Source organism: Paenibacillus camerounensis, assembly GCF_000723885.1.
Taxonomy (GTDB): domain Bacteria; phylum Bacillota; class Bacilli; order Paenibacillales; family Paenibacillaceae; genus Paenibacillus_AQ; species Paenibacillus_AQ camerounensis.
Genome location: NZ_CCDG010000118.1, coordinates 1 through 14,289, shown reverse-complemented (window position 1 = coordinate 14,289; position 14,289 = coordinate 1). Strand labels below are relative to the sequence as shown.

The 14,289-nt window shown below is 51.0% G+C and carries 18 protein-coding genes; 1 reads left to right on the top strand and 17 read right to left on the bottom strand.

Annotated elements, in window-relative coordinates; genetic code table 11:
* Positions 1 to 8 precede the first annotated feature (8 nt).
* The 6 genes from bshA to BN3772_RS29655 form a co-directional block, all read right to left on the bottom strand.
* A complete protein-coding gene (gene bshA, locus BN3772_RS29680) occupies positions 9 to 1,166 on the bottom strand; it encodes an N-acetyl-alpha-D-glucosaminyl L-malate synthase BshA (protein WP_042178150.1) in 1,158 nt (385 codons plus the stop codon).
* 83 nt (positions 1,167 to 1,249) lie between these two features.
* On the bottom strand, positions 1,250 to 1,960 hold the full coding sequence (bshB1, locus tag BN3772_RS29675) for a bacillithiol biosynthesis deacetylase BshB1 (RefSeq protein ID WP_042204296.1): 711 nt from the start codon (positions 1,958 to 1,960) through the stop codon (positions 1,250 to 1,252).
* Complete coding sequence (mgsA, locus tag BN3772_RS29670; RefSeq protein WP_042178154.1) at positions 1,960 to 2,382, bottom strand: methylglyoxal synthase; 423 nt, start codon at positions 2,380 to 2,382, stop codon at positions 1,960 to 1,962. Before mgsA ends, bshB1 begins: the two co-directional genes overlap by 1 nt.
* A gap of 17 nt (positions 2,383 to 2,399) precedes the next feature.
* Entirely contained in the window at positions 2,400 to 3,203 is an 804-nt protein-coding gene (gene dapB, locus BN3772_RS29665; RefSeq protein WP_042204294.1) for a 4-hydroxy-tetrahydrodipicolinate reductase, read from the bottom strand.
* Positions 3,204 to 3,238: 35 nt separating this feature from the next.
* A complete protein-coding gene (locus tag BN3772_RS29660; protein ID WP_042204286.1) occupies positions 3,239 to 3,760 on the bottom strand; it encodes a tetratricopeptide repeat protein in 522 nt (173 codons plus the stop codon).
* Between the two features lie 59 nt (positions 3,761 to 3,819).
* Entirely contained in the window at positions 3,820 to 4,149 is a 330-nt protein-coding gene (locus BN3772_RS29655) for a nucleotide pyrophosphohydrolase (RefSeq protein ID WP_042204284.1), read from the bottom strand.
* A gap of 159 nt (positions 4,150 to 4,308) precedes the next feature.
* Here BN3772_RS29655 and BN3772_RS29650 point away from each other — a divergent pair, with 159 nt between their 5' ends.
* Complete coding sequence (locus BN3772_RS29650) at positions 4,309 to 5,178, top strand: YitT family protein (RefSeq protein WP_042178162.1); 870 nt, start codon at positions 4,309 to 4,311, stop codon at positions 5,176 to 5,178.
* 336 nt (positions 5,179 to 5,514) lie between these two features.
* Here the strand turns inward: BN3772_RS29650 and BN3772_RS29645 are convergent, their stop codons facing one another.
* The 11 genes from BN3772_RS29645 to BN3772_RS29595 form a co-directional block, all read right to left on the bottom strand.
* Positions 5,515 to 6,399, bottom strand: a complete 885-nt coding sequence (locus BN3772_RS29645) for a sporulation protein YpjB (protein WP_042204279.1) — start codon at positions 6,397 to 6,399, stop codon at positions 5,515 to 5,517.
* 57 nt (positions 6,400 to 6,456) lie between these two features.
* Positions 6,457 to 7,104, bottom strand: coding sequence for a DUF1405 domain-containing protein (locus tag BN3772_RS29640; protein ID WP_042204277.1), 648 nt, complete (start codon positions 7,102 to 7,104; stop codon positions 6,457 to 6,459).
* Between the two features lie 100 nt (positions 7,105 to 7,204).
* Positions 7,205 to 8,083 (bottom strand): menaquinol-cytochrome c reductase cytochrome b/c subunit, encoded by an 879-nt coding sequence (locus BN3772_RS29635; protein WP_042204275.1) that lies wholly within the window; start codon positions 8,081 to 8,083, stop codon positions 7,205 to 7,207.
* A 28-nt stretch (positions 8,084 to 8,111) separates the two neighbouring features.
* The gene (gene qcrB / locus BN3772_RS29630) at positions 8,112 to 8,783 is read right to left on the bottom strand and encodes a menaquinol-cytochrome c reductase cytochrome b subunit (RefSeq protein WP_042178168.1); all 672 of its coding nucleotides are present in this window, start codon (positions 8,781 to 8,783) and stop codon (positions 8,112 to 8,114) included.
* A gap of 5 nt (positions 8,784 to 8,788) precedes the next feature.
* Positions 8,789 to 9,343: a Rieske (2Fe-2S) protein gene (locus BN3772_RS29625; protein WP_042204273.1), complete on the bottom strand. Its 555-nt coding sequence runs from the start codon at positions 9,341 to 9,343 to the stop codon at positions 8,789 to 8,791.
* A 464-nt stretch (positions 9,344 to 9,807) separates the two neighbouring features.
* Positions 9,808 to 9,987 (bottom strand): IDEAL domain-containing protein, encoded by a 180-nt coding sequence (locus tag BN3772_RS29620; protein ID WP_038594463.1) that lies wholly within the window; start codon positions 9,985 to 9,987, stop codon positions 9,808 to 9,810.
* Between the two features lie 18 nt (positions 9,988 to 10,005).
* Positions 10,006 to 10,512, bottom strand: coding sequence for a gamma carbonic anhydrase family protein (locus tag BN3772_RS29615; RefSeq protein ID WP_042204272.1), 507 nt, complete (start codon positions 10,510 to 10,512; stop codon positions 10,006 to 10,008).
* 11 nt (positions 10,513 to 10,523) lie between these two features.
* Positions 10,524 to 11,612, bottom strand: a complete 1,089-nt coding sequence (locus BN3772_RS29610; protein WP_042204328.1) for a hypothetical protein — start codon at positions 11,610 to 11,612, stop codon at positions 10,524 to 10,526.
* 89 nt (positions 11,613 to 11,701) lie between these two features.
* Entirely contained in the window at positions 11,702 to 12,289 is a 588-nt protein-coding gene (locus tag BN3772_RS29605; RefSeq protein WP_042204270.1) for a histidine phosphatase family protein, read from the bottom strand.
* A gap of 239 nt (positions 12,290 to 12,528) precedes the next feature.
* On the bottom strand, positions 12,529 to 13,122 hold the full coding sequence (locus BN3772_RS29600; protein ID WP_042204268.1) for an anti-sigma factor family protein: 594 nt from the start codon (positions 13,120 to 13,122) through the stop codon (positions 12,529 to 12,531).
* A gap of 5 nt (positions 13,123 to 13,127) precedes the next feature.
* Positions 13,128 to 13,715 (bottom strand): RNA polymerase sigma factor, encoded by a 588-nt coding sequence (locus BN3772_RS29595; protein ID WP_042178178.1) that lies wholly within the window; start codon positions 13,713 to 13,715, stop codon positions 13,128 to 13,130.
* Positions 13,716 to 14,289 lie beyond the last annotated feature (574 nt).

Genomic DNA, 14,289 nt, shown 5'->3' with positions numbered 1-14,289 from the left:
CGTTCTCCTTACCCCCGGATGGCATCCATTCCGAGCACCTTGCGCCCCAGCACACGGTAATAAATATCCTCATATTGATTGGTAATACTGTCTCTGCTGAAATCATTGCAGGACCGCAGCAGGCAGGCTTTTCTGAACTGCTCGGCCATCACCTCATCCGACAGCAGCTTTACAGCATACTTGGCCATTGCCGATGTGTCGCCGATAGGTGCGAGGAAGCCGGTCTTGCCGTGCTGGACCAGCTCCGGAATGCCGCCGGCCTGTGAACCGATAGTCGGAACACCGCAGGCCATCGCCTCCAGCGCCACCAGCCCGAAGCTCTCCTTCTCCGAAGGGAGCAGCAGCAGATCGGCCAGCGAGATTACCTGGGCGATCTCATCCTGCTTCCCAAGGAAGCGGACCTTGTGCTCAAGGCCCATCTCATTGATCTTAGCCTGAATCTTCGGCAGCTCCGGACCTTCGCCTACAAGCAGGAGCTTGGCTTTGATCTCCCGGCTCACCTTGGCAAATACGTCAACAACATCGCCCACCCGTTTAACCGGTCGGAAATTGCTGATGTGCATCAGGATCTTTTCATCCGGATCGGCGTAATCGCCCCGGAGATCTGTAACATCACGCGGATAGTACACCCGCTTGTCAACAAAGTTATAAGTCAGGTCGATATCGCGTGTAATATCCAGCACCCGCCGGGTTTCGTTGATCAGATCAAGCGAAACAGCCGTTACCGCATCACTTTCATTGATGCCCAGGCGGATCAGGTCCTTCAGTGATTCATCCTGGCCCAGTACCGTAATATCTGTACCGTGCAGAGTGGTAACCACCTTCATGTCATTGCCAAGCATCTGCTTGGCGAGAAATGCGCAGACGGCATGAGGCACCGCATAATGCACATGCAGCAGGTCCAGCCCCTGCATTTTGGCTACCTGTGCCATCTTCGTCGCCAAGGCCAGATCATAAGGAGGGTAACGGAATACATAATAATCGTTAACCTCAACCTCATGGTAAAATATATTCTTCTGAAACGTTCCAAGCCGGAACGGGATACTGTGTGTAATAAAATGGACTTCATGGCCCTTTTCCGCCAGAAGCTTACCCAGTTCAGTCGCCACTACGCCCGAGCCGCCGAGAGACGGATAACAGGTGATGCCTATTTTTAGCCGGTTCATAGCTCCGTCCCCTTCGTAGACTGATCTCTTACTTTAAGTAATGTCATGGATTTATTATAGTTGCATCGCACAACAAAATAAAGCTATTCCGCTCTGCCCTTGTCCAGGAACAGGTCAACAGCATGGGGAACCCTGGTAGCGAAGCCCTCGGCAAAGGGAATAAGCCTGCGCTGGCCCAGCAGCATATCCCGCGAGCGGACGCGCTCGATGTATCCCTCATTAAGCGGAGTGGACACGACATCCTCACCCGGAGCCTTCTCGAACTGGGAGCGGTAACAGGACAGCGCCTGCTCCTTCAGCGCATATTGCTCTGTTACATCCACAATAAGATCAGTCCGGCCCAGATCATTAATGAAATAGAAATATAGCAGCGGCGCAGGCACGGCAGGCTTGTCCGGCATATATTTCCTAAGCTTGGCGTTAAATACAGCTTCCTCCACCAGCCTGCTGCAGGCAATATGGTCAGGATGCCGGTCCTCCCAAAAAGGTGCAAATACGACAGCAGGAGCAAACCGGCGGATCTCCGCAGTGACGACCGACAGATGCTCTTCTGTCATATATAGGCCGCGGTCCGGCAGCCCCAGATTGGTACGCACAGCGGCACCCAGTACGTCAGCGGCCTGCTGTGCCTCCTGTTTACGCCGTTCCACCGTGCCGTTCGATGACATTTCCGCAGCCGTTAAGTCACACAAGCCTACTTTGAGCCCGGCCGCAGTGTGCTTGGCAATTGTTCCCGCCATGCCGATTTCAGCATCATCGGCATGAGCGCCGAATACCAGAATATCCAGCTTCATTATTCATCAACACCCGGTTTATATTTATGTACCAGCTCCCGCCAGCCGAAATCACCGCGGTCGATAGCCTTCACCAGAATTTCTGCTGTAGCGATATTAGTAGCGACCGGAATACCGTATACATCACACAGGCGGAGCAGCGCCGTAATGTCCGGCTCGTGCGGCTGTGCCATCAGCGGATCACGCAGGAAAATAATCAGGTCCAGCTCATCCTGCGCTACCAGAGAGCCGATCTGCTGGTCACCGCCCAGCGGACCGGACATGAACCGGTTAATCTTCAGCTGAGTGGCTTCCATAATCCGCTGGCCTGTTGTGCCGGTCGAATACAGCTCCAGCCCGGTAAACACATTTTCATATGCGGTAACGAAATTGACCATTTCTTCTTTTTTTCGGTCATGCGCAATAAAGGCAATCTTTAGCATGTTGATTTCTCCCCTGTCTATTCTATAAAATGCTCAAAGCCGTAGATCAGGCCGGTATACCCCATAACCTTCTGGACACCCAGCTTAACCCCCGGCATATAACCTGCCCGTTCGTACGAATCGTGACGGATTTTGAGCGACTGCCCGTAGCCGCCAAATACCACTTCCTCCTGGGCGAATACTCCCGGAAGACGCACACTGTGGATACGGAAGCCGTTGTAATAGCCGCCGCGTGAGCCTTCAATAAGCTCTTCCTCCTCAGGATGGCCCTGACGGAGCTCCGCTCTGGCCTCTGAGATCATTTCTGCCGTCTTAATTGCTGTACCTGAAGGCGCATCGAGCTTCTGATCTCCATGATACTCGATAATTTCCAGATGCGGGAAATATTTCGCTGCCTGGGCGGCAAATTTCATCATCAGAATCGCTCCGATGGAGAAGTTGGGAGCGATCAGCCCGCCGATGCCCTGCTCCTGACATTGCTTGTCCAGCTCGGCAATCTGCTCCGGCGTGAATCCGGTAGTTCCGATAACCGGACGCACCCCGTATTTAATTGCAAGCGAAGTATTCGCATACGCAGATTGCGGAATAGTAAAATCAACCATTACATCTCCGCGGCTCCCTGCTAAGGCAGCTTCCAGATCGGAAGTAACGGTTATTCCGCATTCCTCCAGACCCACCATACGTCCGGCATCCTTTTCGCCTGCAGAACGGTCTACCGCTGCTGCCAGCTCCAGACCCTCATCCTCCAGCACCAGCTTAACAACCTCTTTACCCATTTTGCCTCCTGCTCCGGAGACAATCACTCTGATCTTGTCGCTCACCTTTAACTCCTCCTCGCTTTCACTGGATCCATTAGTTAGTGGATATATTTTTGCAATGACCTCTGCAGGTCTTTCATCAGCTGGCGCAATCCCGTGTCATCCGGATGAAGCGCAATAACCTCTTTCATGGCGGCAATCGCCTGCACATGCTCATTCATCCGGCTGTGCGCAATCGCCAGCCACACATAGGCGTCTCCATATAAGGGGTCCAGCGTAATCGCTTCTTTAAGAAGCGTGACCGGATGGTACGGATTGTACGTCCCGGCCGCGTCATCCTCCAGCAGCCGTTTGGCCTCCTGCACAAGCCGCAGCGCCTGCAGATGCTGAAGATGCAGCCGGTATTCAGGCTTTGTATCATCCAGCTTAACCGCTGCAACAGCATGCTCCAGCGCCTTCTCAACCATTCCGCTGCGGGCATACGTAATGGAGCAGCGGTATCTGACCTCGGCATCATCGGGACTGGCCGAAATCGCTGCCTCAAAATAAGCAATCGCCTGTGCGAAGTCGCTGCGCAGTATGGAGCGGTATGCCGCCTTGACATAATCATTATGATTCATATCCTCACCATCCTTACGGCTAAATCCCGTTCGTTTGGTACAGCATATGATATAGTGGCCTAATCGGTGTTTTTAAGGGTCCAGCGATCTGCATCCCGGGTATTGAACTTGTGCATTACTTTATTGTGGGCTTCCGTCAGGTCGATGTTCAGCGAATTCGCAAAGCATACTGTAATGAACAGGATATCACCCAGCTCCAGTTCAATGGAGTTATCAGCTTCATCCGCTTTTTTAGGCTTTTCGCCAAACTGGTGGTTCACCTCACGCGCCAGCTCGCCCACTTCCTCGGACATCCGGGCCAGCATGGACAGCGGGCTGAAGTAACCTTCTTTAAACTGTGAGATATAAGCGTCAACCTCACGCTGAATATCGGCTAGACTTTTTTCCATAATTTTCAGCTGTGCCCCCCTGTATGTTCTTGCCTTATGTTTGCCCCTATGTTATCGTAAAGACGTTTTGAAGACAAATCTTTTTTATATTTACAGCTTCACTCCATACAAGCAAGACATCTATATTCTGCCCGCTCAAGGGCTTAGGCGAGGGATTAAATGAAGTCATTAAAGATTATGAATATCAGCAAAACCATTGCACCCATCATGCTGGGTACAGCCGTATACGCATTTGGTCTACTGTACTTTATTGTGCCTAACCAGCTGATGGAGGGCGGCGTTACCGGGATCACCATTTTGCTCAACTATGCATTTAACATCCCGATCTTCCTCACTACACTGCTGCTCAATCTTCCTCTATTCCTGGTCGGCTGGAAGGTGCTTGGTTCGAATCAGATTGTTTATACCGGACTGGGGATAGGCTCCCTGACCTTTTTCCTGTGGGTGTTTGAACAGGCGATCGCAAAAGGCTGGCTCGTCCCGTTCAGCACGGAGCATGATTTTATTCTCGCTTCATTATATGCAGGCGTCACGCTCGGCCTCGGTCTGGGTATTGTATTCCGTTACGGCGGTACAACCGGTGGAGTTGATATTGTGGCACGCATTCTCGGCCGCAAATTCGGCTGGAGCATGGGCCAGATCATTCTGGTTGTCGACATTATCATTATCGGCGCTTCCCTGCTCTACATACCCCGCGAAAAGATTTTGTACACCCTCGTAGCTGTCTTTATCGCTTCGCGCGTCATTGACTTTATTCAGGAGGGGGCGTACGCCGCCAAAGCCTTCACAATAATCAGTGACGAAGCGCCGCAGATTGCCGACCTGATTACGGCAGAGATGGAGCGCGGTGTAACGCTGATTCCGGCTATAGGCGCCTACTCCAAGCAGGCCAAGCACATGGTATACTGCGTAGTCTCCCGCCAGGAGATCCGCAGGCTCAGCCAGCTGGTCAAGTCTGTTGATCCTACTGCCTTTGTTATTATCAGCGATGTCCATGATGTTATGGGCGAAGGCTTCCGGGAATCCTGAGCCGCAGCTGTTAACTGTAGTTCGTACAACTATTTCTCATCTTTTGAAGTTGACAGCCGCTTTAAGTGCAGTCTGTACAACTATTTTGGTTGTTTTGAAGCACAATCGTATATTCTGCCTGATTTAGTTGCACCAACTACACTTATTCCTGCAGCAGCGGCAATTTTAACCGTTTTAGCTGCAGATAATACACTTATCTTACTAAGGTACGTATCGCACAAAGACTCCTCCCCCCGCGGATAACGGGAAGAGGAGTCTTTGTACGTGGTCCATTCGTTGATAACTGAGCTCTGCTTGTTGTGCACACGCTGTGCGGAGAATCGGCGCCTCAGCTAACTACACCGGCTTCAAATCCTCCTGCTCCCCCCGGTATTTGCGGTAAGCGGCGTAAGCCAGGGCAGTGATAATGAAGGCACCGCCCAGCAATCCCCAGGCGCCGTATTCTCTAGGCGCCAGCGGCAGGGATAAGGCCGGCTCATCCCGTTCCTTGCCGAACAGGACCCTTACGGCATCCTGGCCGTAAGAGACGATTTCCAGCAGTCTGGACCGTCCGGGGGGCTGGGCACCAGACGAGATACCTGCTGCATACGACAGCCAGGAATCAAAGGCATTAACCGTTTCCGGCCGGCTTGAGATGACAACAGCCGGCCGGATGGTGTCATACCTGCTCTGCAGCCGGGAGACTGCTGTTTTCCAGCCTTCCGGCTTACCGGCTGCGGCGCTCTGCTCCATATCATTCAGATCCTCACGGATCAGCTTGTAATACTGCTGCCACATCGGCTGCCGGGGATGATTGAGGCTGTTGGCGGCAAGCCGCATTTTGGCTGCCGCCGCCTCCCACTTTTCAGGATCAATCTGCGCAGCCGCCAGAGCAGCCTTTAGATCAACAATCACACCGGACAAGGCATTAATCCCCTCAACCGAGGTTAACCCTTCAAATGAGGAAGACTCAAAAATCCGTTCAATCTCCCCGCTCTCCTGTCTCGCTTTAACCACATCACCCTCCAGAACATGACTGTACAAGGCTTCGGCAGCCTTCTCCAGCCGTTCAGCCCCGGTCCTGCCTGTTAATACGGGTGCCTCCACTGCCTGTCCGCTCCCGCTGTTTGCGGCTCCGCCGGTAGTGTTAGCATCATATCCGTTCGCAACCCCGCTGTTCATGCCGGCAAGCAGCCAGCATACAATCAATCCAGTCAGCACAATGTATCTCCTGCGCGGCATGAGACATCCCTCCTACCCTAATCTATGGCAGGAGGACAAGAGTTAGAACACAGCCTGTCAGTGCCGGTCTCCGTTCTGCCGGTGCGGCAGCATCCGCCTGATTCTGGGGCTGGCAGCCCAGGCAGCGGCGGCGCTTAACAGGGTCAGGAGAATGGTAAGATTCTGCACCTCGGTCAGATCATCATCCAGGACGGACGGCAGCCACGGGTACACCCCGGCTGAATAATCCACCATATCATTTGCCAGCGTCCAGAGCAGGGCAACAGGCAGCATCCGCCGGAAGGAGAAGAAACGCGCATAGATCAGCGCCTCAACCGCCATACCGGTATGCGACACTACCAGCATCCAGTCCTTCCAGGTTATAACATCCCCCTGAGCCCCTCCGGCAAAAATAACACCGACCGCCCATATCCCGTACTTCACCGAAGTGACTACAGCGAGCGCCTCAATCAGCTCGCGCACAAGCGTTCCCTTCAGGCCTTTCGGCGGATACAGCAGCAGCAGCAGTGCAATGGTAAAGAACAGGCTTGCTGTAGGGCTGTCCGGGACGAACGGCAGCAGCCATGCCGGGTAATTCTCAGCCGTATACGCCAATTGATTGCCATACCATATGTATCCGTAAATCGTGCCGAGGAAGTTGACGATAAAGAGCAGCCATATCACTCCCCGGTGCTTGAACAGCTTGTCTACAAAGTTAACCGGCATACACCATTCACCCTCCCAGGTCAAATCCTCTCATTTCCCTGATTTGACACATACAAAAACCTGACCGCCAGAATACGATCAGGTTCGCGTTATCATTATTTTACTGTCCGCTTTTTTGTTTGGCAAGCCAGGCGGCAAGCGAGTCGATATCGTCTTCAGTCAGTCCGGCTCCCAGCGCCGTTTCGTACATTGCCGGCATTTGTCCCTGTCCCTCCTTAATAATAGACAGGATTGCAGCCTGGTCAAGTGTATCTCCTACTCCCCGCAGCGACGGCCCGCCTCCACCCTTCAGATCGACAGCATGACAGCTGACACAGGTTGCCTGCTTGAACAGTGCCATTGCCGGATCATCCTTGTCCACGATTGCAATATCCTCAGTCTGTACAACGCTGGTGGTGGGCAAGCCTTTGGCCCTTTTCTCCGCCGCCTGCTCCTCGCGCTGTACATCCTCCGCGATCTGCCCGGTTTCGGCCATTTCGTGTTTGTACTCAGTCCATGCTGTATTCGTCAAATAGATAATAGCCGCAAGGGACAGAAACATCAGGGAGGAAGCAATCGGACGCTTATAGAAGCGCCGTTCACGGCCGGTGTCAAGAAACGGGGCGAGCAGGAGAGCGCCAAAGGCCACACCTGTAACTCCCAGTGTCCCCAGTACAATATAATCCCCCGAAGCATAAGGAAGCTTCAGATATTGATAGAGGAACAGAAAATACCAGTCGGGAATCGGAATGACGGTCGCCCTGGCATCTGCCGGAAATCCAAGCGGCGCAGGCTCAGAAATGGTGAGCACAAGAATCCCTACCAGTACGACAACGCCAACCATCCATTCCTTAAGCAGAAAATTGGGGATGAACGCCTCTGATTTACCCGGATAGGCTGTATAATCAGGAGGTGTTATGAATCCGCTGCCCCTCCTCACCCGGGAGTCGCCGACATAGACAATCTTTTCTTCGGAGCTGTCCTTGCCCTTATGTGCCATTGCGGAGTCCCTCCTTTTGCGGATTGGCTTACAGCGGGCCGGATATGCCCTGTCTGCGGATCATAATAAAGTGTCCGACCAGCAGTATAAGCAGGACCGCCGGGAGGAAGAATACATGGAGGGCGAAGAAGCGGGTAAGTGTCTCTGCACCGACAATCGTTCCGCCCTGCATTAATTCTTTTAGTACAGGACCCATTACCGGCACAGAGTTGGCAATCTCAAGTGTAACCTTTGTAGCGAAATAAGCTTTATTATCCCATGGCAGCAGGTAACCGGTAAGCCCCAGTCCCAGCATGACGAAGAAGATCAGCATGCCAACCACCCAGTTCATCTCGCGCGGAGCTTTATAGGAGCCGGTGAAGAACACCCGCATCGTATGCAGGAACATCATCACAATTACAAGACTCGCTCCCCAGTGGTGCATGCCGCGCACGATTTGCCCGAAAGCAACCTTGGTCTGCAGGTATTCCACACTGGCATAGGCATTAATAATATCCGGTACATAATACATCGTCAGGAACATACCCGACAGTATTTGAATAACCGTTATGAAAAAAGTAAGGCCGCCAAAGCAGTATACGAATGCTGAAAAGTGATGGGCCGGGTTGACATGCTCAGGAACCTCATGGTCGGCGACATCTCTCCAGATCGGCGTAATATCCAGACGTTCATCAATCCAGTTGTAGATGTTTTTAAACATCAGGATCACGCCTCCTTAATAGCTTCACTGTTGGCAACGATATCGCCCAGGTACACCCAGCCGCCGTCAATTTTAATACGGTACTGGTCCAGCGGCTTAGCTGCGACAGCGAGCTGTTTACCGGACCTCGTATAGCGTGCACCATGGCAGGGACAGTGGTATTCATCCGGAAAAGCTTTATCATTGTTCCATCCTACAGTGCAGCCGAGGTGCTTACAGACTGGTGAAAGCGCATAAATATTTCCGCCCGCGTCTTTACGGATCCAGGCTGTGAGCGTAGCCGTGCTGGCATACCAGCCATCCTGCTGCTTCAGTTCAAAATTAAATTCCTGCGGGACATCCGTAATCTGCGAGGCCTCCACTACCTTGATGAAATCCCCTTCACCCCGCTTATGTAAAATAGGGTCTACAGCAAACCGCGCCATCGGCAAAAATACGCCCATTCCCATAAAAGCAGTTGCTCCGCCAAGCGTATAAGATAAAAATTGTCTGCGGGACATCTCCTTGCGGCTGGGCGGTTTAGGCGGATCGGCTTCATTCTCTTCATTGTAGCTGCTCATACAGTGTATAACCCCCTTATTAAAAATGGAGAAGTCACCTGCAGGAAATACAATTAATGTAATTAATACGGTTACAATGACATAAATCACACGCCATATCAATTCACCCTTATCATAGCTTAGGCACCATTACCCGTCAATAATTTTGTCTATTTTGTGACAGGCATTAAATCTAATTTTTATATAATTGTTGATTTTTCGTCACATTTATCTTCATCCACAGACTGCCATGCCGCTTATATTTTCCGGCTTATTTTCAGCCTTTTATCCGTTTCTGAAACAGCATTCACGTCAGATACAGCAAGGAATAAACCGTTTTCAATAATATCGACCGCCGAAACCTCAGCCACAGCTCATCTATATTTTTATATTGGATATTATTGGATTTGACTTTTGCGGCAAATGACATAAATACATCCATTCCTTCTTCTATATCAAAAAAAGAAATGCGCTTAGCGCATTTCTTATGCCAGACTCTTCAGCTCTTCAGTAAGATATCGGAACGCCGCTTTATCTCCGGCCGCCAGCGCCGTGTCGATCTCCCGGTACAAGATGTCGGTACGACGCTTTCGCAGCGCTTCATCCCACACCATTTCTGCCGCAAGCCCTAGCATCACTTCATAGGTAGCCTTCATTTTGTCCATTCGATACACCTCCGCTGTTTAGAAGATTCCATATTCCTTTGCTTTGATCACATAGCTTTCACAAGCACGCTTCATCCGGAGCAGATCCTGCTCTGTCAGTTCACGGACAATTTTTGCAGGAGAACCCAGAGATAATGTGTACGGCGGGATGACTTTGTTTTCGGTTACAACGGAACCGGCTCCTATTAAAGCATATTCACCAATTTCTGCTCCGTTCAAAACAATTGCCCCCATGCCGATTAATGTGCCTTCGCCTATCCTGCAGCCGTGGATGATTGCGGAATGCCCCACCGATATCCCGTCACCCAGAATCAGCGGCAAGCCCTCCCCGACATGGCCCACAGCCCCGTCCTGAATATTGCAGCGTTCCCCGATGACTACCGGAGCAAGATCACCCCGGAGCACGGCGTTGAACCAGATGCTTGAATGCTGTCCCACCGACACATCGCCTACCAGCTTGGCGCCTTCTGCCACGTATACAGATTCATCAGTCCGCGGTATGTACTTCCCGTAAGCAATCCGCATATTCCTCCCCCTTATTTAGGCAGCCTCCTTGAAGTGGCCGCTTCCATTCCCCATGGGGTCATTATGACTGCCGGTCCTTCAGAAGTTTCTCCCAGCCGGACCATCCCAAGATGCAGCATCATTCGTAATATGCGCTGTTCCAGAATAGACGCAGCATCATCATAGTAGAATGGCCTGATGAGCCAGCCTATACCTTCCACCAGGGAAGAGAGGCTTACCCAATCCCGGGCACTCTTGCTAATCCAGTATACGATTGACGGAAGATTTGGAACAGCACCTTTATACAGTTTTAACCAAAAGAAGAATATCTGCATCAGCTTTTCCGTTTTTCCTTCAGCCAGCAGCGCTTCCCCGGAGGCGGCCAGCCTCAGACAGTAGCCGTCTTCGGAAATAAAACGGCGGTGTCTGGCATAATCATACAAAAGGGCCAACCGCGGCGGATAATGCTCACACGCCCTGCCATAGCCGAATCTCCATCCGCCTTTTCCGAGCAGCGGCTCCGGGATCTGCAGCGCATTCATCAGCCCCTGCTGATACCGCTTATAAAGCGCACCTTCCTGGTTCAGCTCAGGCTCATTCTCCTTCACGTAACGCAGCAGCAGCAGCAGATCAGCTTCCAGTAAGTCTCCTTCCGCACGATACACAGCGGGTTCACTGCTGCCGGAAACCTTTTCACCGATAAAATATTCCATCTGTTCAAGAAAGCGGCGTTTTAAATCCTCAGGTATCTGGTACAGATACTTGCTTTGCTGCGAGGTGCCGCTAAACAGCCAGCCTCCGTTTTTGAAACGGCTAATCATTTCACGGTGGCCGCCGTCAATACCGTCAGGACGGTCAAAGGAAGCCTGCTTTGCCGCCGCCAGCAGATCCTCAAGGCTAAAGTGGCTGCGTTCATCAAAAAGCAGTGTGTTCAGAAACCGTAATTCCTCCGGCTTACAGCTCCGGATATGGGACTCCATGAAATCCCGGCTTCCAAGCAGGATGAGGAGACTCTGGATCAAATCATGTTTTGAGTTTCGTTTGCAATCGCACTGGTAGCACCCCGCCATTGCGGTGAGCTGGCCAATGTCCGCGTATGTGAGCATATCCGCCAGATTCATCATTCATCGCCTCACTGTTTTACTACCATTATGGGAAATACAGCCCTTTTTATTCCTTTTTCTCAAAAAAAATAACCCGAAAACTCGGGTTACCGCTGGTTCTGCAAAATATGGCGTGTACAATTATACAAAAGCGCGTTCCACTCCTGCTCGCTTTTCTCGATAATGGTCAGAGACAGATTCCCCAGACGTTCCGTGTACTTGTCCTTATACAGCGCCACATAGAGCTGGGCCAGAAATCCGCCATGGGAAATGACAAGTATGTTACTGTCCGGGTAACGTGCGGTAATGTCCTCCATAAAAGCAAGCCCCCGCAGCTGCAGCTGCTCATCGGATTCCTGCCCAAGCTCCTGCAGATTCCACTCCTTGCCCCATTTGGCCTCGCGCTCCAGCGCAGTCAGTCCTTCAACCTGGCCGTAGGCGCGCTCCCGGATCCGTTCATCCGGCTCCATTAGAGGGATGCCAAGCTTGGCAGCAATGATTCTGCCAGTCTCTTCAGCGCGGGACAAGCCGCTTGTAATACAGAAATCCCAGCGGTAGGGTTCCAGTAGCAGCCGGTCACCGAGCATCTCAGCCTGCTTCCGGCCTTCCTCATTAAGCGGAATATCACTTTGTCCCTGAATTCTGCCTGCTGCATTCCAATCCGTAAGTCCATGGCGTATCAAGCCGATCAGCATCGCCTATCACCCTTCCATCCAGTTTGTTTGCTTACTAATGTATCATGAATGAAAACAAATGTCTTCTTTTTGAAGTAATATGGTTTGTTACGGTGTGTATAACAAGTAGAAACGGCTATGCCGTCCTTCAGAGAAGGCGGTAACCGTTCCTGCGAGAAAGATAAGGATTATGGATCGCGTAAAACATATACATTCTTATAATCCAAAAAAGTCCGCTTTACCAGGGTAAAGGGACCTTGTCATTGTCTGCGGTAACGGTTAAGCCGGGTCAATAAAAAAATCGACAGCGCCACACCCAGCGTGGATAATACCATCCAGTACTGCGGATGTGTCGGTCCCATGCTCACAACAAGCGGCTCAATAATTCCCCCTCCCGTTTGTGTGGCAGGATAAGAGGAAGACCACTCCAGTGAAAGTCCGGCAACTCCGGTCTCAATAATACCGCTCTGTGCGGAGCTCGTATTCGCAGAGGTCTTGAACATGGTGAAATACAGAAAACTTGATAAAAACACGGCCAGAAAGCAGGCAATCCACAGGCTCAGCCGGCGGCGGAACACAGTAGTGCTGCCGGCGGATTTCCCGTCCCCGGGCATTAGCCAAGGACTTTCCAGATAAATCCGCTCCATAACCTTCTGATTGATAGCCTCAGCACGTTCCGCGCTGATCTCTACCCTTAAATCTTGCATAAGCTCATTGCTCTCCTGCCACAATGTCCATTCGGCAGCACAATAAGAACAACCGGCGATATGCCTTTCCAGCTCAATCCGCTTAGGGTCTGTAGGGGGAGCGTCCCACAACAGCGGAATGAAATCCTGCGCTTCCCTGCAGTTCATAGGCCTTACACCCTCTCAGCCTGCTCTTCTGCCTCAGGCTCATAAAAATAGGATTCGAGTTGGAGCTTCACACTGCTCCTTGCACGGAACAACAGTGATTTCACGGAGCTGACACTCTGATCCAATATAACGGCAATTTCCTGGTAATCCATCTGGTCATATTCACGTAAAATCAGCGCAGAGCGCTGCTTCTCCGGAAGATTATTGATTGCTTCACGGACCAGATTCATCCGTTCCTTCCGCAGTGCAGCCTGTTCAGGCGCCACCTCTGCCGGTGCTACAGGTGTATAGCCGCTCTCTTCGAGCGATACATTTCCGGCACGGTTCTTGCGCAGCTCACTGAGCACAGTGTTGCGGGCAATGGTATACAGCCATGTCGAGAAAGAAGCATCCACTTCGCGGAAAGAATGCAGGCTGCGGAACGCTTTGTAGAAGGTCTCTGAGCAGAGATCCTCTGCGATCAGCTCCATATGCGAATTTTTGAGCATATGATACACAAAAGCCAGTATCTTTCGTTGGTATCTTCGCATCAGTTCCGAATATAGTTCTGTGTTTCCTTGCTTGATTAACTGGATCAACTGGGAATCCGTCATGGTGAGTTTGGCCCTCCTCGCCTTTGCACGTTTATCCCGTCCGGTCCGTATGTATATACCGGCTTGGGGTAAAAAAGTTGCGGTGATTCCTCCAAATTTGCAATACCATACAACGTGAAATAACTTCTTCGTATATAAGGCAATACTTCCTATGTATATTCAGCGTTTAGGCAAATAAGATATGCTGTATGTAAATACAGAAATTAAAACTCATATTCATAAATTTCCAATCAGGAAGTCTATGAACATACTTAACCAAGTATAGCACACATTCTATCAGGATGAAATTAGTAGACTTTTGTAAAGCTGTTCTCTACCACGCTGCAGGAAAAAGTCGAAAACCGTAAAAACGCCTCCTGAGCAGCTAAAGTCTCTGGTAAAATAAGTTTAAAGAAAGTGTTGACAATATGTAAACGGATACATATAATAAAAGTACAGTATGGTTTCTCTCCACTCCTATCCAAACACTGTACGATTCCAATATCTATTGTGAATTGTAGCCGCTTACTTTGTAAGCGGTTCTTTTTTTTGTAAACACAAGATGCATTTATAATAATCAAAAACAGCGCGAGCC